We start from the raw sequence: 18,663 nt of genomic DNA, 5'->3' as shown, positions 1-18,663 counted from the left end.
ATCGCTAGACGTCGCGCCCGATACGGGCAGGAAGGGAGGGCTGATGATCATGGCTTCAGTGGGACGACGAGTACCGGTCGGAAATCTTCAGGTTGGCCTGCGGTAGCGACGGCAATGGTGTTGTGACGTTGTTCGGCCCGTGAAACGAGAATGACGCCGCCTTTATCGTGAAGGCGCCGGGACAGTGAAATGTCATGTTGCCGTTCTCGATTACGAGCGAAGCTCCACCGCTGTTGAGTGTGATCTTCGATTTGGCCGACACTTGGACGTCCGCACTTTGGCTCGCGACGCGCAATTGCTGCTTCGCGAACAAGTCCATCCCGTCCGTAAGCGCCGCCATCATGACCTTGCCCTTCGCTGCAACAAAATTCAGCCCGAGCTTGTGCGCACACAGCGAGATCAGGTCACCCGCCACCATGCGCAGTCGCCTGACGATGCTCACGTCCATGTTCTGCCCTGCGGTGACGATCACGTTCTCGCCCGCCGATTGCTGTAATGATTTCGGTGTCACGAATGCCATGCCGCCGGGAGCACTCGCAAGCAGCCCTGCGTCGCGAAGCTGATTCAGGCCGTCGAGCAGCGCCGTCTGCGCGGCGCGGTCCGCAGGGTCGGCCTTGGCCTGCGTCGTCGCTGCCGCAAGGTCCGTTACTCGCTGCAAAGCTGCCTTGAGCTGCGCGATTGCTGCGGGCATATCGAGGTGCGGCGTTTCGGACCCGGCTGCTGCATCCGCCGAGAAAAACAGCCCCTTCGGCGCGCGCAACGTGCCCCAGTGCTGCGTGGTCAGTTCGAAACCCTGGCCGCGCTTGTTCTTGTCCCTGTCGACCAGATGGCCCATGTTGAGCGACGACTGCCCGAACACCGTAGCCAACCGGATTCCCTCGTGGTCTTTCAGATCCTCGAAGCGCAACTTGTTGCCGAGCAATGGCGAGCGGAATACGGCGCGGCTGTACCACCCTTCCTTTCCGTGGACGAGGTCCCGACACGCATGGTCATGCAGAGCCCCTGCGATCAGCAGGCGGTCGCAATTTCCCTGGGTCGCGACGACGCGTACTTCGGACTGCGGCAGCAACGGGATGTGCAGGCCGCCCTGATACGACGCGGACGCACGCAACAGCCGCAACGGCATGCTGTTCGTGCCGCGCTTGCCGCTGTGCCGGGTGAACAGCAGCCTGACGCGATATCGGCCATATTCGTCCATCCATGCGTATGGCTCGTCATCGCCGGACTCGACCACACCGATCAGCATGCCGGCGATCCATCGCCAATGCTTTTCAGGTACATATTCGGGCCGATAGGTCTGATGTGCGGGGATCGCCTCGAAGGTGTTGACCACCGACTGGCTGCGGCTGCCGGTCGTGACGAGCTTCGTGATCACCATCCCGTGCGGCGCCTCGTACACCTCGTCATTGGTGATCCGCACCACCATGCCAGGCGTCATGCCGATGACGTTACTCGTGCCCGTGAGCCGCACTTGCCGCGTGAGCAGTTCGTCACGCCGCGCGTCAGCCAGCGCCTGCCCTTCCTCGACCGAATGGAAATGCTCGATGCTGCGGTTGACGCTCCCATAGACCGAGCGGTCGTCATGGGCCACGATCGATTCGACCTGCAGCGGATCGTCGGGGATGCGATAGTTGTGATCCCATTCGCGCACCGTCTGCGGCACCAGCGCGCGCGTGACTTCCAGCGTCAGAACCGCCTCGTGCCAGCTCGTCAGGCCGGAATGCGGCAGCAACGGCACCTCGAGCGCTCGCATATAGCCGCGCGGTGTATTGCCGAACACCAACGTGTCGCGTTGCGGCCCGTCCTCTTTCTTCGCCTGCTTGAAGTAGTAATAGACTCCCGCGCGCCGGCAGTGCCGGTCGATGAAGTTCGCGACCGTCTCCTCATACATCACGGTTTGTTCCAGCTTTCCGTCAAGCCCTTCCAGCTCGAACTCGACGTCGAAGGACTGGAACAGGCTGCGATCGACGATCATGTCGCTCAACAACTCGCGAAGCGATCTGTCCAGCAATACGGCCGAATCGTGCACCTCTTCAAGCAGCGCGAAACGCGGCTTCAGATGGACTTGGTAGGTTGCTTCGTCGCAGGACGTTCTGACGCGAGTCCATTGCGTGACGACGCCGTGCACGGTACGCGCCGCATGCCGGACCGGATCGATCACCGCGGCCAGCGCCGGCACGGAAGCATGCTCCTCGATCGTGAAGACTGCCGGCTGGCCCACAATAGTCGCACCGTCGATCCGCTTGTCCTGCGAGGTTACGGTGATGTCCGCGAGAAATGGCGTATTCATTTCCTCGGTCAGGACGAACGACAAAACGGAGACTGGCGCATCGAGCGCCGCAATCTCGAGATGTAGCGGCTGGGTAACGACCGAATTGGGGTGTTTCAGTACATCCTGAATGGTTCGCATGGTTGCCGTTGAACGAGAGGTTTTACACCGGCACGCTCGCCCATTTACGCATTCAGGGGCGCAGTGCCACAACGCTCTCGCTAGTGAAGCATGTATTCACGAAAATGAACATGCACCGGCATCGGATCTGTTAATCCTGCATTTTCACATCGTCAAGGAAATAGCCTTTTAATTTTATTAATTTATATAAACGCTGATTAAAATTTATATTTTTTATTATCTCTTTTTAGCTCAAACCCAGCGCTCTCAAGCACCGTCAAATGGAATCACCGGATGGCGAAGATAGGCCTACATGCCAGTAAAACTGGGATTCGCGGCCACCCATACTTCAACCCTGCACTGAACACACCAAATTCAATTCAATGGGAATTTAGGTTGATTTCAAGAAGAAATATATCCAATAAATCTCCATTCAAATCATCAACACCCCGAATGACACAAGACAACCAATTCTATAACCAATCGAAATTTACAATGTAGAAAATTGTCACGCATCAATTTCACTGGGCATTGCTGTGAAGCAGGAATGACACCCGGATTCGCTTCCGATTCGGTCGGATAGCGCTTAGGTGAAGCTTGCCGGCACTGTGACGGGGAGAACTTGTCGGCAGTACTGGCTGCCGTGCAGCAGGGCTCGACGTCGACGCGACATCGACGACGAATGGATGTCGCGCCCTACAGTTCTACTTTCCGACTTTACGACTCGACATCCTCCAGACTGAACACTTCCGTCTTGTCGTTGTACGAAAAGACCTCCCCATACCGCCCCCAGTCGATCACCGCATCGAGCGTTTCCTCCGCCGCCTCGTCGGACAGAAAATCCTCCAGCTCCTGCTCGAAGCGCACGCGCGGCGCGCGATGACCCGGACGCTCGTTCAGCACTTTCCTGATCCGCGCGGCAAGCGGCACGTGCTTCAGCAGGTGATCGGCAAACATCAGCTTGCGCTCCTGCGTACCGAATTCCGCGAACACGCGGGCGGGCGGCGTCAGGAACACGTCGCCTTCGCGCACGTCCGCGAAACCAAGGTGCTGCAGCACTTCCGCGATCGGGAACAGTTCGTCGACCTCCAGATGCAGCGAGCGTGCGATTTCCGGCATGTCGGCGCGGCCGTGGTACGGCGCCATCGCGAGCGTTTCGATCAGGCCGGCCATCAGGTTGGTCGATACGCGCGGCATCCAGCTGCCGAGCTCGAGCCCCTTCTTCGTCGCCTCGCCGGTCTGGCGCGCGGTCATCTTCGCGTAGATGTCGTCGACGAGCTTGCGGAAATCGGCATCGAGCCGGTTACGCGGATGCTTGAACGGCACCTTGATCTCGGCGATCACGCGGCCCGGATTCGACGACAGCACGAGAATCCGGTCGCACATGAACACCGCTTCCTCGATGTTGTGCGTGACGATCAGCACCGACTTGATCGGCATGCGTCCCTGCGTCCACAGATCGAGCAGGTCGGTACGCAGCGTCTCGGCCGTCAGCACGTCGAGCGCGGAGAACGGCTCGTCCATCAGCAGGATCGTCGGGTCGACGACGAGCGCGCGCGCAAAGCCGACGCGCTGGCGCATCCCGCCCGACAGCTCGCGCGGGTACGCGTTCTCGAAGCCGTCGAGACCGATCAGGTCGATCGCGGCGAGCGCACGCTCGCGCCGTTCGCGCGCGCCGACGCCGAGCGCTTCGAGCCCGGCTTCCACGTTCTGCAGCACGGTGAGCCACGGGAACAGCGCGAAGGTCTGGAACACCATCGCGACGCCTTCGGCCGGGCCGCGCAGCGGCTTGCCGAGGTAGGTCACTTCGCCGCCGGTCGGCTCGATCAGGCCGGCGATGATGCGCAACAGCGTCGATTTGCCCGAGCCCGAGCGGCCGAGCAGCCCGACGATCTCGCCTTCGCGCAGCGACAGGTTCGCGTCGTCGAGCACGAGCAGTTCGCCCTGCGTCTTGTTGAAGCCGCGGTTCACATGCTCGACGCGCAGGATTTCTTCGCCGAGCCGCGGCGGCTGCAGCGGCTGGGACGTCTTGACGGGGGGGTTGATAACGGTCGAATTTTGCATCGCGCTTACTCTCAATCGAGACGGAGCCGGGATTCCGCATAGGCGTACATCGGACGCCACAGCAGGCGGTTGAACAAGGTGACGAACAGGGACATCACGGCGATGCCCAGGATGATCTTCGGGAAATCGCCGGCGGCGGTCGTTTGCGCGATATACGCGCCAAGACCGTGCGCGACGACCTTCGTGTCGCCCCACTGTACGAACTCCGACACGATGCTCGCGTTCCACGCGCCGCCCGAGGCGGTGATCGCGCCGGTCACGTAGTACGGAAAGATGCCGGGCAGGATCGCCTGGCGCCACCATTGCCAGCCGCGGATGCGGAAATTCTTCGTCGCTTCCTTGTAATCGTTCGGATAGGACATCGCGCCCGCGATCACGTTGAACAGGATGTACCACTGGGTGCCGAGCACGATCAGCGGCGACAGCCAGATATCCGCGTTCAGGTGGAAGTGGACGATCACGATCACGAATACCGGGAACAGCAAGTTCGCCGGGAATGCGGCGAGGAACTGCGCAAGCGGCTGGATTTTCTCGGCCAGCTTCGGGCGCAGCCCGATCAGCACGCCAAGCGGCACCCAGATCACCGACGCGATCGCGATCAGCACCAGCACGCGCAGCAGCGTGATCAGGCCGAGCACGAGCACGTGGCCGACCTCGGCCATCGTCACGCCGGTCGCGACGAAGCTGACGACACGCCACGCAACGTACACCGTCAGCAGGATCACGAATGCGCCCCACACGATGTCGCCGATGCGCGACGAACGGTGCGCCGATGCGCCACGCACGCGTGTACCTGTCAGCGACGGCACGCGCAGCGGAATCCGCGCGGCCTGCGACAGCAGCCAGCCGGCCGGCACGAGCAACTGATGGATCAGGTGCGTGCGACGCATCATGTCGAGCAGCCACGATTGCGGCGCATCGCCCGACGCGGTGTTCTCCATCCGGAACTTGTCGGCCCACGCGACGAGCGGACGGAACAGGAACTGGTCGTAGGCGAGGATCACAACCGACATCGCGACGATCACCCAGCCGACCGCGCCGAGATTCTTGTCGGAGATCGCCCGCGCGAGATACGCACCGATGCCCGGTAGCGTGATCGTCTGGTTACCGACTGTGATCGCCTCCGACGCGACGACGAAGAACCAGCCGCCCGACATCGACATCATCATGTTCCAGATCAGGCCCGGCATCGAGAACGGCACTTCGAGCTTCCAGAAGCGCTGCCAGGACGTCAGGTGGAAGCCGCGCGACACTTCGTCCAGGTCGCGCGGCACCGTGCGCAGCGACTGGTAGAAGCTGAACGTCATGTTCCATGCCTGGCTCGTGAAGATCGCGAAGATCGCGGCCAGCTCGGCGCCGAGCACGCGGCCCGGAAACAGCGCGAGGAAGAACGTGACCGTAAACGAGATGTAGCCGAGCACCGGCACTGACTGCAGGATGTCGAGGATCGGGATCAGCACCATCCCCGCGCGGCGGCTTTTCGCGGCGAGCGTGCCGTAGACGAGCGTGAACACGAGCGACGCAATCATCGCGGCGAGCATCCGCAGCGTGGTGCGCAATGCGTATTCAGGCAGGTTCGACGGATCGAGCGAAATCTTCTGCGTCTGCAGCACGCCGATCGGCGCCATCGTCTGGTGAAAACCGACGATCGCCATCGCGAGTATGCCGATGATCAGCGGAAACGCGATCGCGTCCCAGCGGTTGGGCAGCACGCGCCACGCGGACGCGTTGGCGGTGCGATTCGGATCGAAGAAACTGATATCCATCGGTAGCGTCTTGTGTCTTGTGTTGAATTGAAAATCGATGGGTCCGGCCGCGTGCCGCGCAGCCAAGCGTCGCGGCAGCGGCGCGAATCAGGACAGTCCGTGCAGTACCCGGTGCGAGGTGATCGGCGGCGCGAACGACAGCACCGAGCCTTCCTCGATGACGCGGAGGTCGGCACCGGGATGAACGCCGACATGGGCGATGCCGCGGGCAATGACCGGAAAAAACAGCGCGAGGCCGAGGGGGCGCGTGCGGTGGCCGACCGCACCGCCCGTATCCGTTGCCGCGAGGTTCGGCATGAAGGGCTCCGGAGAGGGGATTCGGAGTGGGAGGCTATCGGGCGGCCGTGACGCAAATGTGACGTGTCACTTACAGGACATTGACGGGTCATCCGGCGGGAGTCGCACACTGCCCCGCCGGCCGCCGACACGGGTGTTCGATCTCGCAACGGTCGGGAATAAATCCGCCGCTTCGCCGGTATCGCATGCGAAGGCGCCGGCTTATTCCAGGACGATCCGGCCGTCCGGTTTCGTCACACGAATGCGAGGCTTACATGTCTTCATCGACCCCCACCCGCCCATCGCGTCGCAAGGCCCTGCAATGCATGGCCTTCGGCGGGCTCGGCACGCTGTTCACGCTGTCGGGCGGCATCCTCACGCCGTTCGACCTCGCGCTCGCGCAGACCGGCGAAGCGCGCCCGGCGGACGCGGGCCGGCCACTGTTCGTGCAGATCAGCGATACGCACATCGGCTTCAACAAGGACGCGAATCCCGACGTGTCGGCCACGCTGAAGCAGACGATCGACCTCGTCAACGGGATGCCCGCGCTACCCGCGCTGGCGATCCATACCGGCGACATCACGCACCTGTCGAAGCCCGAGGAATTCGACCACGCGTCGCAGTTGCTGTCCGCGCTGCGCGTGCCGGAACTGCATACGGTGCCCGGCGAACATGACGTCACCGACGGTTCGGGCGCCGAATATTTCGGCCGGTTCGGCAAGGCGTCGGACACCCGCGGCTATTACAGCTTCGATCACGCGGGCGTGCATTTCATCGCACTCGTCAACGTGATGCATTTCAAGCCGAACGGGCTCGGCAGCTTCGGCGACGAGCAGCTCGCGTGGCTCGCACAGGATCTCAAAGGCCGCTCGTCGAGCACGCCGATCGTCGTGTTCTCGCACATGCCGATGTGGACCATCTACGAACCGTGGGGCTGGGGCACCGGCGACGCGCCACAGACGATGGCGCTGCTGCGCCGCTTCGGCTCCGTCACCGTGCTGAACGGGCACATCCACCAGATCGTGTCGAAGGTCGAGGGCAACGTGACGTTCCATACCGCCCGCTCGACCGCATTCCCGCAGCCGACGGCCGGCAACGGCCCGGGGCCCGTGCCGCTCACGGTGCCGCATGACCGGCTGCCGTCGATGCTCGGCGTGACGACCGTCGAATTCGCCGGCCATCCGGTCGCGTCGTCGCTGCACGATGCGACGCTCGCGTGATCAATATAAGGAGAACGACATGATCCGCTTCCAACGCTCTCGAATCGTCGCGGCGCTGATCCTGTGCGGCGCCGCCGCCGGCACGCCACCCGCCGCGTTCGCGCAGGGCCCGAACGGCCCGCTCGTGACGATCCGCAATTTCATGTTTTCGCCGATGTCGACCACGATCAAGGCCGGCACGACGATCACGTGGAAGAACCTCGACGCGGAGCCGCATACCGTCGTCAACGACGCCGGCATCTTTCATTCGAAGGCGCTCGACCAGGACGAGACGTACGCGTTCCGCTTCGACAAGCCGGGCGTGTACAAGGTGTTCTGCGGAATTCATCCGTACATGAAAGAGACGATCACCGTCGAATGAAGCGGCTCGCCCCGCAACGCGCGGGCGAACGACGGGCGGCTGCCGCCTACAACGGCGGTCGTCCGCTTCGCCTGCGTGGCAGACGAAGCCCAGCACGATGCCTGCATTTTCCGGTCGATTGATTTCGTCGCGGAGCGAGCCTTGCATGGGGGCTCACTGCCCCGCTGCACGCAGTTCCGGCGCGGTGCCGGCGACGACCGGACACGACTGCGGCAACGCCTGCCCGAACAGCACGGCCAGCCCGCAAACGGACGTGAACATGCCGAGGCCGTCATGTCCGACACCCGGCACTTCGACGACCTGCTGCGCGAGATCGTCCGGATGCCGCTTCTTCAGGTAATCGAAATAGGCGAGCCCGCGCGCCAGCCGGTACGGCCCCTGCGCCATCGCCGCGCATGAACGGTCGATGAAATGCGTATAGGGATTCGTGTCGGCCTGCCCGAGCAAGTACACGACACGGCGCGCGACGTAACGCGTTTCGAGGTCGCGCACGTCCTGCGACGCAACGTAAGGCGGCGCCGACTTCAACCCGTATTTCCATTCGGTTGCGCGCGGACAGGCGCCGCCTGTCAGCGCGTCGGCATTCGGCCGTTCGTCGTCGAAATACAGGTAGCTCGACGGGTTCGCGACCACGTAGCGCACGGCAATGCCGGTACGGGACAGCGCGTCGCCTTCGCGCCCGGCCACTGCATAACGCTGCAGCAACTGTGCGCCGGCGGAATGACCGATCACGACGACCGTCGACAACGACGGGTACAGGCTGCGGTCGGCGAAATGCGCGAGCAACGCGTCGAGCGCCGCGAACGAGCTGACCGGGCCCGGCTGGCGCGCCGGTTCGCCGCCCTTCCATCCTTCTTGCGTCCACGCGAGCGTCGATGCGGGCAACGAAAACGCACGGATGTCGGCGCGTGTCAGGAATTGCGGCGCGACGACCATCGTGCCCGGGCCGGCCGAGCCGGCCTTGTCGACGACCTTGCGCCCCGATGCGTAGTACGCGTCGGCATTACGCAGCGTGCCATGAATCACGATGAATACGCGTACAACGTCGGGCGCGGCCTGATCGAGCGGATGGTCGGCGTAGACGGGCAGCACCGCGCTGCCCTGCGGCGTGTCGACGGTCAGCCGCTGGTCGGCGACGGCCTTGACCGGCGCTTCGAGCCGTTCGCGTTGCTTGGGTGTCATGGCTTCGGCCGGCTGCGCACCGACCAGCATGCCGACGGCGGCGCAGGCCAGCACGAGCGGAACGGCATATGACAGCGCCCGGGCGGCCGGCAGCACGCGCGAAAGTCGGATGCGGAAAAACGCGACGGAAATGACGGACATGGCGGCAGCTCGGGTGGCGGATATGACTTGAACGGCGATGGTCGCAGAATCCGTCGCACGCCGCCGGCCGATCATGGAAAACGGGTCAACCGGCCGGTTGCGCACCGCGTTCGGCGTCGGCGCACGTTTCGCCCGCGCGACACTGCATCCGCTGCACGATGCCGAGCAGTTCGCCGATATGCGTGGGCACCGCCTGCTTGCCGGCTTGCGCCCACGCGTCGAACGACGTCATGCCGCTCACCGCGCCCACGAACGGTACGCCGGCACGCTCGGCCGCCTGGGCGTCCACCGCGTGGTCGCCGACGTAGATCGCCGCCGCGGCAGGCAAACCGAGCCGCGCCAGGGCCTGCACGAGCCCTTCCGGGTCCGGCTTGTGGCGCTGCACGTCTTCCCCGCCGATCAACACGTCGACCAGCGATTGCAAGCCGTTGCGCTCGAGAATCGCATCGATCCGGTAGCGAAACTTCGACGACACGATCGCGACGGCGAGCCCTTGCTCGCGCAACGCCGCGAGCAGCGGCGGCACTTCGGGATAGATGCGGGTGCCCGGCACCATGATCTCGTCGGCGCGCACCACGAAGTGCCGTGCGAACGCCTCGGCCCGTGCCGCTTCGGTTTCGCCCGTCAGCGAATGGAACATGTCGGGCAGCGGCAGCCCGATCACTGCGCGGATCTGCGCGGGCGTCGGACCGGTGGCGCCCAGCTGATGCAATGCGTACTCGGTGCATTCGATGATCGCGGCGGACGAATCCGCCAGTGTCAGGTCGAAATCGAATATGACGGCCCGAACAGACATGAAAGGACTCCGTAAACACAACGAACAATGCCGCGTATGTTACGCGTGCAGCGATAGGAAATCGTCGGCGACGCAACCTGCAACCGGGCAGCCGGGTTGCAGGCGCTGCGCCCGGCGTTGATGCGCCCCCGCGATCGTCACACGCTATCAACCCCATTGCCGGCAGTGCTTTCAAACATATCGCAAAAATCCGATATAAGATTCGCACATCGACGATACCCGTTTGCCTGACCGAACACCCAGCCTTTCCATGCCGACCGAACTCGACATCGACGCGATCCTGAAAGCGCTCTCGAACCCCGTGCGCCGGGAAATCCTCGTCTGGCTGAAAACGCCCGGCGAGCATTTCCCGCAGCAGACGCTGCCGTACGAACACGGCGTCTGCGCGGGCCAGATCGACGCGCGCTGCGGGCTGTCGCAGTCGACCGTCTCCGCGCACCTCGCGACACTCCAGCGCGCGGGGCTCGTGACGTCGACGCGGATCGGGCAGTGGGCGTTCTTCCAGCGCAACGAGGCCGTCATCGACGCATTTCACGACGCACTGCGCCGCGAACTCTAGCCAACGGCCGAACCGGCCATGCGGGGCGCCGTCGCACATGACGCGACGGCTTCCCCGCCTTTCGTGAAGAGGTTATCTGCCATGCCCACGCTGTTCGATCCCGTTACCCTCGGCGACCTGACCCTGCCGAACCGCATCGTGATGGCGCCGCTCACCCGCTCCCGTGCGGGCGCGGCGCGCGTGCCGAACGCACTGATGGCGCGCTACTACGCCGAGCGCGCGTCGGCCGGCCTGATCATTACCGAAGCGACGTCGGTCACGCCGCAAGGCGTCGGCTATGCCGACACGCCGGGCATCTGGTCCGACGAACAGGTCGAAGGCTGGAAGCAGATCACGCAGGCCGTGCACGCGGCCGGCGGGCGCATCGTGCTGCAACTCTGGCACGTCGGCCGGATCTCCGATCCGATGTTCCTGAACGGCGACCTGCCGGTCGCGCCGAGCGCGATCGCCGCGGGCGGCAACGTGAGCCTCGTGCGTCCGCCGCGCCCGTTCGTGACGCCGCGCGCCCTCGAACTCGACGAAATTCCGGGCATCGTCGCCGCATACCGCAAGGGTGCAGAAAACGCGAAGGCCGCCGGCTTCGACGGCGTCGAGATTCACGGCGCGAACGGCTACCTGCTCGACCAGTTCCTGCAGGACAGCACCAATCGCCGCACTGACGCGTACGGCGGCCCGATCGAGAATCGCGCGCGCCTGCTGCTCGAAGTGGTCGACGCGGCGATCGACGTGTGGGGCGCGGGCCGGGTCGGCGTGCACCTCGCACCGCGCGGCGACGCGCATACGATGGGCGACTCCGATCCGGCGGCAACGTTCGGTTATGTCGCGCGCGAACTCGGCCGCCGCAAGATCGCGTTCATCTTCACGCGTGAATCGTATTCGGGCGACCAGTTGAGCCCGCGCCTGAAGGAAGCGTTCGGCGGCCCGCTGATCGCGAACGAGCAGTTCACGCTCGACACCGCGCAGGCCGCGCTCGCGAACGGCAGCGCCGACGCGATCGCGTGGGGCAAGCTGTTCATCGCGAACCCGGACCTGCCGCGCCGCCTCGAAATCGGCGCGCCGCTCAACAAGCCGGTGCCGGAGACGTTCTACGCGGAAGGCGAAACGGGCTACACCGACTACCCGGCGCTGAGCGACGCGGCCTGACGGTAGAACAGCGCGGGTTCAGGCGTGCACGTCCGCACGCATAAACACGCGCTGCGTTTCATCGAGACCGAGCGCGACGTGGTGCGCGCGGATTGCGCGCAACGCGTCGTCGAGTGCCGTATCGTCGATGATCCGGAAACCGAGGCGCGCGTAGTACGGTGCATTCCATGGTGCGTCACGGAACGTCGACAGCACCACCTGCTCGACGTGCTCCCGCGCCGCGCGCGCGATCACCTGTTCAATGAGACGCGCGCCGATCCGCTGCCCTGCGTGCGACGGCGCGACATCCAGTTCCTCCAGATACAGCCGCTGCGCATCGAGCAGCCGGTAGAACGCGAACCCGACGCACGTGCCTTGCGGATCGACCGCCACATAGGCGCGACCGTCGTCGATCCGCACGAGCACGGCGGCCGCATCGGTCGGCTCGCCGTCGGCGATGTCGGCCATGCCGATCTCGCGAAAACGCTGCGCGGCGGCGACTTCCACGGCGGCCATCGCGGCCGCGTCTTCCCGCGTGGCGGGGCGAATCAGGATCGGTGGAAACATGACGGCAATTCAGGGAGGCAGTCGGGAACGGCGGTCACTATAATCGAAACTTCAGACGTTTCGAACGATAGGGTGAGTCGCTACAAGCGCGCCGCACCCCTGCCTCGGGAATCGACATGAAAAACCGGCTGCTGGCTGCCCTGCTCTGCCTGTCCGCCACGGTCGCGCACGCGGCCGGCGTCAAGTTTCTTCGGATTCCTGCCGATGCGGCCGGCCCCGAGTTGCGCGCGATGGTCTGGACACCGTGCGCGGACGCCACACAATCGCTCACGGTCGGCCCTTACACACTGAAAGGACGCCGCGACTGTCCAACCGCCGGCGACAAGCTGCCGCTCGTCGTGATCTCGCACGGCCATGGCGGCTCGTTCCTCGGCCACCACGATCTGGCCGAAACGCTCGCCGATGCGGGGTACGTCGTCGCGGCGATCAACCATCCGGGCGACACGTTCTCCGACATGAGCCGTGCGGCCGATCTGCAGGAATTCGTCGAGCGCCCGGACGACATCAAGCGCCTGGTCGACTACATGCTCGGTCACGCGCCGGATGCCGCGCACATCGACCCGGCCCGCATCGGCTTCTTCGGCTTTTCGCGCGGCGGCTATACGGGCCTCGTGCTGGCCGGCGGCAATCCGGATTTCGCGCACGCGCCGGTCGCCTGCCCCGACCCGGCCTGGCCGATCTGCAAGCAAATCCGGGCCGGCGACCTGCCGAAGGCGCCGCTGACGCACGACCCGCGCATCAAGGCCTACGTGCTGGCCGATCCACTCGACGAATTCCCGACCGCCGACACGCTGAAGAACGTCCGCGCGCCGATCCAGCTCTGGGCATCCGAGGCAGGCGGCGACGGCGTGACGCCGGATACGGCGCCCGCGCTGGCCGCGCTGCTGCCGCAACGACCCGAATTCCACGTCGTGCCGAATTCAGCGCATTTCGCGTTTCTCGCGCCGTGCCCCGAGCAGTTGACCCACGACGCGCCCGACATCTGCACGGACGCCAAGGGATTCGATCGCACCGCGTTCCACGCATCGCTCGATGCGAAAGCACTCGCGTTCTTCAACGCGAATCTTCGCTGACTAACAGCGAAACGCCTTGCGCCAGGCGCCCTGCTCCGGCGTGTGAGCGTTGCATTCGATCAGCGCGCGCACCAGCGCCCAGTCGTCGTCATCGCAGAAATCGAGCAGCATCGCGCCGTACGGGCCGGGCTGCTCGCGCAAGCGCTCGGCCAGCCGCGCATGAATGCCCGGCACGCGGCCATCGCCGTGTGCGACCACCGACGGATTCGCACCCATCCCCGTGCCGCTGCAGAAATTGAGCGCCCATCTGCCGCTGTCCGGCAGCGGCAAGTGCGTCAGCAACGCGTCGATCGCGCGCCACTTCCATGCGATCGACGCGGCCACCGGCACGCGGTATTCGTCCTGGATCACGAACGCGCCGTCCGGATGGTCGATCGTGAACGTCGCGTTGTCGGGCCACGCGGTCAGGTCGATGCCGAGCGGCCGGCCGCTGCGAAAGCGCCGCAGCAGCACGACCGTGCCGCGCACGTCGCCGAGTGTCGGCAACGTGCCGCCGGCGTGCCAGCGCAACCCTTGATGCCGCGCGCGATGCGCGTCGAACGTCGCATCGAAACCGCGCGTGCAGGCATGCGCCGGCCACTCGTCCTTCACCGACATCACGATGCATTCGCGCGGATGCGCATCGAGAAACTGCGTACACGTTGCCAGCACGTCGTCGAACGTCATGCCGAGCGCGATGCCGCCGTGATGGATGTCGAACCCGTCGCGCACGTGCCGGCAGCGGATGTCGAGCAGCCGCACGCCATGCGCGAGCTGCGCGTCGAGCGGCGCACGCTGCGTGCGCACCAGCGAATCGTCGACCGTATACGCACAGGTGTCATGGCTGCCCGGTAGGGTCAGCGTATGCAGCGGCCGCGCGTCGTCGAGCGCCGACATCCAGTCGGCAGGCGGCATGCACGTATCGTGGCGCGAAGGGATCATGAATCGATGAATGACAAGGAAAGAAAACCATGGGTGACGGCGTCGGATGTCGCGGCGCGGGCCGGCGTCTCGCGCTCCGCAGTGTCGCGCGCGTTCTCGCCGACGGCAAGCATCGCGCCGCAAACGCGCGAGCGCGTGATGGTCGCCGCGCGGGCGCTGGGCTACCAGGTCAACCTGATCGCGCGCGACATGATCACGCAGCGCAGCAGCATGATCGGCGTCGTGACGGCCGGATTCGAGAACCCGTTCCGCGCGCGGCTGCTGTCGGACCTGATGGCCGCGCTCGGCCAGCGCGCGCTCACGCCGCTCGTGACCAATGCGGAAGATCCGCGCCAGGTCCGGCAATCGCTCGAACAACTGCTCAGCTACCGGATCGCGGGCCTCGTAATGACGTCCGCGTCGCCGCCGCTGTCGGTCGCGCAGCAATATCTCGAACACCGGATTCCGGTCGTGATGATCAACCGCGAAGCGAACCTGCCGGGCGCCGACGTGGTCGTCAGCGACAACGCGGCGGGCGCCGCCCACGCCGCGCAGCGGCTGGTGCGGGCCGGCGCGCGCCGGCTCGCGTTCGTCGGCCCGCGTGGCGCGAGCTACAGCGCGCGGTCGCGCGCCGCGGCGTTCGAGCAGGCGATCGGGCAAGGCGACGCATTCGATGCGACGCTCGCGCAGGTGATCGACACACCGTCCGACACGCATGCCAGCGGAATCGACGCAGCGCGGCAACTGTTCGCGGCGAGTGAGCGGCCCGACGGCGTGTTCTGCTCGTCCGACCTGCTCGCGCTCGGCGTGCTCGACGTCGCGCGTGGCGAATTCGGCTTGCGCGTGCCGGACGACCTGCGCGTGATCGGCTTCGACGATATCCCCGCCGCCGAATACGATGCGTATCGGCTCACGACGCTGCGACAGGACACGCGCGGCCTCGCGCATGCGGCGATCGACCTGCTCGCCGACCGGATGCAGACGTTCGACGGCCCGTCGCGCACGCGCGTCGTGCCGATCACGCAGGTGGTGCGGGACAGTTGCGCGTGATGGCGCAGCATCGGGCGCGGCCACGCCGCGCATCACTTCAGCCCGCCGGCGAAGCCGCGCAACAGGTAGCGCTGCACATAGCCGGCCACCGCGAGCGTCGGCAGCGACGCCATCAGCCCCGCGCTCATCAGGTCGCCCCAGTCGATGCCGTTCTCCGTCACGTAGCCGGCAATCGCGAGCGGCAGCGTGAAACGGCTCGGCGTCGACACGAACAGCAGCGCGATCAGGAATTCGTTCCATGCGGCGATGAACACGAAGATCGCGGTCGCGATCAGCCCCGGCGCGCACAGCGGCAGCACGATCTGCACGAGCCGCCGCGCGAGCCCCGCGCCGTCGATGCACGCTGCTTCCTCGTATTCGATCGGCACGTCGCGCACGAACGCGAGCAGCATCCAGATCGCCATCGGCAATGCGTAGATCTGATACGCGAGCATCAGGCCGAGCGTCGAATCGAGCAGGTGCAGCCGCTTCGCGAGCGCGAACAGCGGCACCGCGATCGTGATCGGCGGCATCAGCTTCAGCGCCAGCACGAGCACCAGGAACAGCAGGTCGAGCCGCGCCGGAAACCGCAGCCGCACGAGCGCGTACGCGGCCGGAAACGCGAGCGCCAGCGCGAGCAGCGTCGTGCCGAAGCCGACCAGCAACGAATTGAACAGCGGCGCGCCGATCCCGTTCGCCCACACCGACGCGAAATGCTCGAAGGTCGGCGCGGCCGGCCAGATCCGCAACGGATGATCGAGGCGTTCGAGCGTCGGCATGAAGGCCGCGCCGGCCATCCACAGGCACGGCAGCAGCAACAGCGCGAGCGCGACGACGCGCAGCGCCCACGGCATCGCGTGACCGAATGCGACGCCCGTTCGGGCGCGCGGGATACCCGCCGATCGCGTCGTCATGCGCGCCGCTTGCGAACCGTCTGCCATACGTACCCCGAGACCAGCAGCGCGGACGCCGCGAGCATCAGCACCGACGCGGCGCTCGCCGGCCCGACGTTGAAGAAGCGGAAGCCCGTGTCGTAGATATAGGTCGACAGTGTCTGCGTCGCATTGCCGGGGCCGCCGCCCGTCAGCGCATAGACCTTGTCGAACAGCTTGAACGTGTCGATCGAGCGCAGCAGCAGCGCGAGGCCGATCTGCGGCGCCGCGAGCGGCAGCGTGATGTCGCGCAGGCACTGCCATTCGCTCGCGCCGTCGGTGCGCGCGGCTTCGTACAGCTCCTGCGGGATCGACTGCAGCCCGGCCAGCACGATCAGGAACGCCATCGGCGTCCACTGCCACACGTCGACGAGCGCGAGCGACCACAACGCGAGATGCGGGTCGGACAGCCAGCGCACGCCTTCGATGCCGAACGCCGCGAGCAGCGCGTTCAGGAATCCGTCGAAGTTCAGCCAGTTGCGCCAGATCGCCGAGCACACGAGCGTGGACAGCATCATCGGCAGGATCGCGAGCGGCAGCGCGATGCGGCGACCCGGAAACGCGCGCACGAACAGCAGCGCGAGGCCGAAGCCGAGCGCGACTTCGGCGAGAGACGCGACGATCGTGAAGCGCAGCGTGTTGCCGAAGCCGGCCGCGAACGCGTCGTCGCCGAGCACCGCGCGATAGTTCGCGAGCCCCGCGAACGCGCGGCGGCCGGCCGAGTAATCGACCCGGCAGAACGAGTCGATCAGCACCTGCGCGACCGGATACAGCGCGAGCGCGGCGAGCACCAGCAGCGCGGGCCCGAGCAGCGCGACGAACGGCAGGCTGCGGCCGAACGCTTTCATGCGCGGCCTCCGGCCGATGGATCGACGTGCGCGATCACTTGCCGGCCGCGGCCGTCGCCTGCGCGATCTTCTGCTGCGCCTGGCGCAGCGCGGCGTCGGGCGCGGCCTGCCCCGTCAGCGCGAGTTGAAGCTGATCGCCGAGAATGCTCTCGACCTGCTGCCAGTCCGTCACGCGCGGCCGCGCACGGCCGGCCTCGAGCGCCTTCAGTTGATCGGGATACCAGCGATACTGGCGCACCAGCGCCGGATCGTTGAACACGCTGCGGCGGGTCGGCGGAATGCCGATGCCGGCGAGGCGCGTCTGCGTATCGCGTGCGGTCAGGTAAGCGAGGAAGTCCTGCGCGAGCTTCACGTGCGGCGCGTCCTTCGGAATGCCCATCTGCCAGATGCCGAGCATCGGCGCCGGGCCCGCGGTCTGCCCCGGCGGCGGCTGCAGCGCGATCTGCCCGACCACGCGCGACTGCTTCGCGTCATCGAGCGCCGGCACCCAGGCGGGCCACACCTCGATCGACTGCGCGGCCGTGCCGCGTTGCAGCGCGTCGCGTACTTCCGCCGCGCCGTACACGTCGACGTCCTTCGGTGCAAACGCCTTCAGCGCGAGGAACGTCTTCAGCGCGGCCTGCGCTTCGCGCGAATCGATCGTCACGTTGCCGGCGTGATCGAATACGTCGCCGCCATACGCCCACAGGATCGGCAGGAAGCCCGTCACGACCGGGTTGCCCTTCGTGCCGCGGAACACGACGCCCGACACGCTCTTGTCCGCGCCGCCGACGGTCTGCGCGATCTTCAGCACGTCGTCCCAGTTGCGCGGCGGTTGCAGCTTGTACTTCGCGAGCAGATCCTTGCGGTACGCGAACATCTCGACGTTACCGACGATCGGCAGCGCGTACAGCGCACCGGCCGCGTTACGGCCGAGCGCGACGGCGGACGGCACGAGATCGGCGTCCGCGAGCGACGCGGGCAGCGGCTTCAGCCAGCCGTTGCCGATGAATTCCGGCGCCCACGTGTCGTCCATCATCACGAGGTCGTACGCGCCGGTGCCTTCGCGCATCGACAGCTTCAGCTTCTGGTACAGGTTCGCGTTCGGCAGCTTGAGCAGCTCGATCTCGGTGCCCGGATGCAGCTTGTTGAAGCCGGCGACGGCGTCGGCCAGCCCCTTGCCGTAGATGTCGTCGCGGCCTGCGATGACGAGATCCGCCGCGAAAGCGTGCGTGGCGGCAACGGATAGCGCAACGGCGGCGGACAGCGCGCGCAGGCGGCTCAGCAGGGTCATGTGGTCTCTCTCGATCGGCGATGGAGCGGAACATTCGTGCGTTGCACACGTGTGCAACGCCGGCGACAGGTCGGGTCGCATGAAGCGTCGCCATTGTTCACGCAGATCGTGAAGGTATTGTGGCAAGCCGCAAGCCGGGCAACTCGACGCACGGATTCCGTCAAT

Annotated in this window: 17 protein-coding genes; 6 read left to right on the top strand and 11 right to left on the bottom strand. The window is 65.7% G+C overall.

Annotated elements, in window-relative coordinates; all coding sequences use genetic code 11:
• Positions 1-55 precede the first annotated feature (55 nt).
• The 4 genes from BLS50_RS29500 to BLS50_RS29485 all read right to left on the bottom strand — a co-directional run bounded on the left by BLS50_RS29500 (position 56) and on the right by BLS50_RS29485 (position 6,516).
• On the bottom strand, positions 56-2,410 hold the full coding sequence (locus BLS50_RS29500; RefSeq protein WP_074806304.1) for a type VI secretion system Vgr family protein: 2,355 nt from the start codon (positions 2,408-2,410) through the stop codon (positions 56-58).
• Positions 2,411-3,106: 696 nt separating this feature from the next.
• Positions 3,107-4,453, bottom strand: a complete 1,347-nt coding sequence (locus tag BLS50_RS29495) for an ABC transporter ATP-binding protein (protein WP_074806301.1) — start codon at positions 4,451-4,453, stop codon at positions 3,107-3,109.
• Between the two features lie 11 nt (positions 4,454-4,464).
• Positions 4,465-6,219, bottom strand: a complete 1,755-nt coding sequence (locus BLS50_RS29490; RefSeq protein WP_074806299.1) for an ABC transporter permease — start codon at positions 6,217-6,219, stop codon at positions 4,465-4,467.
• An 87-nt stretch (positions 6,220-6,306) separates the two neighbouring features.
• Positions 6,307-6,516: a phosphate transporter gene (locus tag BLS50_RS29485; RefSeq protein ID WP_074806296.1), complete on the bottom strand. Its 210-nt coding sequence runs from the start codon at positions 6,514-6,516 to the stop codon at positions 6,307-6,309.
• 254 nt (positions 6,517-6,770) lie between these two features.
• Here BLS50_RS29485 and BLS50_RS29480 point away from each other — a divergent pair, with 254 nt between their 5' ends.
• Entirely contained in the window at positions 6,771-7,715 is a 945-nt protein-coding gene (locus tag BLS50_RS29480) for a metallophosphoesterase family protein (protein ID WP_074806293.1), read from the top strand.
• A gap of 19 nt (positions 7,716-7,734) precedes the next feature.
• Entirely contained in the window at positions 7,735-8,076 is a 342-nt protein-coding gene (locus BLS50_RS29475; protein ID WP_074806290.1) for a cupredoxin domain-containing protein, read from the top strand.
• Between the two features lie 153 nt (positions 8,077-8,229).
• Here BLS50_RS29475 and BLS50_RS29470 read toward each other — a convergent pair whose 3' ends face one another.
• On the bottom strand, positions 8,230-9,399 hold the full coding sequence (locus BLS50_RS29470; protein ID WP_074806287.1) for an alpha/beta fold hydrolase: 1,170 nt from the start codon (positions 9,397-9,399) through the stop codon (positions 8,230-8,232).
• Positions 9,400-9,484: 85 nt separating this feature from the next.
• The gene (locus BLS50_RS29465; protein ID WP_074806284.1) at positions 9,485-10,195 is read right to left on the bottom strand and encodes an HAD family hydrolase; all 711 of its coding nucleotides are present in this window, start codon (positions 10,193-10,195) and stop codon (positions 9,485-9,487) included.
• Positions 10,196-10,445: 250 nt separating this feature from the next.
• On the opposite strand from BLS50_RS29465, the gene BLS50_RS29460 reads away from it, so the two are divergent.
• Together BLS50_RS29460 and BLS50_RS29455 are read left to right on the top strand one after the other, a co-directional pair.
• The gene (locus BLS50_RS29460) at positions 10,446-10,754 is read left to right on the top strand and encodes an ArsR/SmtB family transcription factor (protein ID WP_006496873.1); all 309 of its coding nucleotides are present in this window, start codon (positions 10,446-10,448) and stop codon (positions 10,752-10,754) included.
• Between the two features lie 81 nt (positions 10,755-10,835).
• Positions 10,836-11,897 carry an alkene reductase gene (locus BLS50_RS29455; RefSeq protein ID WP_011547376.1) on the top strand — a complete coding sequence of 354 codons (1,062 nt, stop codon included), beginning with the start codon at positions 10,836-10,838 and terminating at the stop codon, positions 11,895-11,897.
• A gap of 18 nt (positions 11,898-11,915) precedes the next feature.
• Here BLS50_RS29455 and BLS50_RS29450 read toward each other — a convergent pair whose 3' ends face one another.
• On the bottom strand, positions 11,916-12,443 hold the full coding sequence (locus tag BLS50_RS29450) for a GNAT family N-acetyltransferase (protein ID WP_074806281.1): 528 nt from the start codon (positions 12,441-12,443) through the stop codon (positions 11,916-11,918).
• A gap of 116 nt (positions 12,444-12,559) precedes the next feature.
• On the opposite strand from BLS50_RS29450, the gene BLS50_RS29445 reads away from it, so the two are divergent.
• Complete coding sequence (locus BLS50_RS29445; protein WP_074806277.1) at positions 12,560-13,516, top strand: alpha/beta hydrolase family protein; 957 nt, start codon at positions 12,560-12,562, stop codon at positions 13,514-13,516.
• On the opposite strand, the gene BLS50_RS29440 is transcribed toward BLS50_RS29445, so the two are convergent.
• Positions 13,517-14,437, bottom strand: coding sequence for a phosphatidylinositol-specific phospholipase C (locus tag BLS50_RS29440; protein WP_176934318.1), 921 nt, complete (start codon positions 14,435-14,437; stop codon positions 13,517-13,519). It lies immediately after the preceding gene.
• Positions 14,438-14,443: 6 nt separating this feature from the next.
• Between BLS50_RS29440 and BLS50_RS29435 the strand changes: the two genes are divergently transcribed.
• On the top strand, positions 14,444-15,466 hold the full coding sequence (locus tag BLS50_RS29435) for a LacI family DNA-binding transcriptional regulator (RefSeq protein WP_074806273.1): 1,023 nt from the start codon (positions 14,444-14,446) through the stop codon (positions 15,464-15,466).
• 32 nt (positions 15,467-15,498) lie between these two features.
• On the opposite strand, the gene BLS50_RS29430 is transcribed toward BLS50_RS29435, so the two are convergent.
• Genes BLS50_RS29430 through BLS50_RS29420 form a run of 3 tightly spaced genes read right to left on the bottom strand, consistent with a single transcriptional unit; the run spans position 15,499 to position 18,498 of the window.
• Positions 15,499-16,359, bottom strand: coding sequence for a carbohydrate ABC transporter permease (locus BLS50_RS29430; RefSeq protein ID WP_074806269.1), 861 nt, complete (start codon positions 16,357-16,359; stop codon positions 15,499-15,501).
• Positions 16,356-17,225 carry a carbohydrate ABC transporter permease gene (locus tag BLS50_RS29425; protein WP_006480925.1) on the bottom strand — a complete coding sequence of 290 codons (870 nt, stop codon included), beginning with the start codon at positions 17,223-17,225 and terminating at the stop codon, positions 16,356-16,358. Before BLS50_RS29425 ends, BLS50_RS29430 begins: the two co-directional genes overlap by 4 nt.
• 34 nt (positions 17,226-17,259) lie before the next feature.
• Positions 17,260-18,498 carry an ABC transporter substrate-binding protein gene (locus tag BLS50_RS29420; protein ID WP_074806266.1) on the bottom strand — a complete coding sequence of 413 codons (1,239 nt, stop codon included), beginning with the start codon at positions 18,496-18,498 and terminating at the stop codon, positions 17,260-17,262.
• Positions 18,499-18,663 lie beyond the last annotated feature (165 nt).

This window comes from Burkholderia orbicola (assembly GCF_900100915.1).
Classification (GTDB): Bacteria; Pseudomonadota; Gammaproteobacteria; order Burkholderiales; family Burkholderiaceae; genus Burkholderia; species Burkholderia orbicola.
This window is presented reverse-complemented; position numbering and strand designations above follow the sequence as displayed.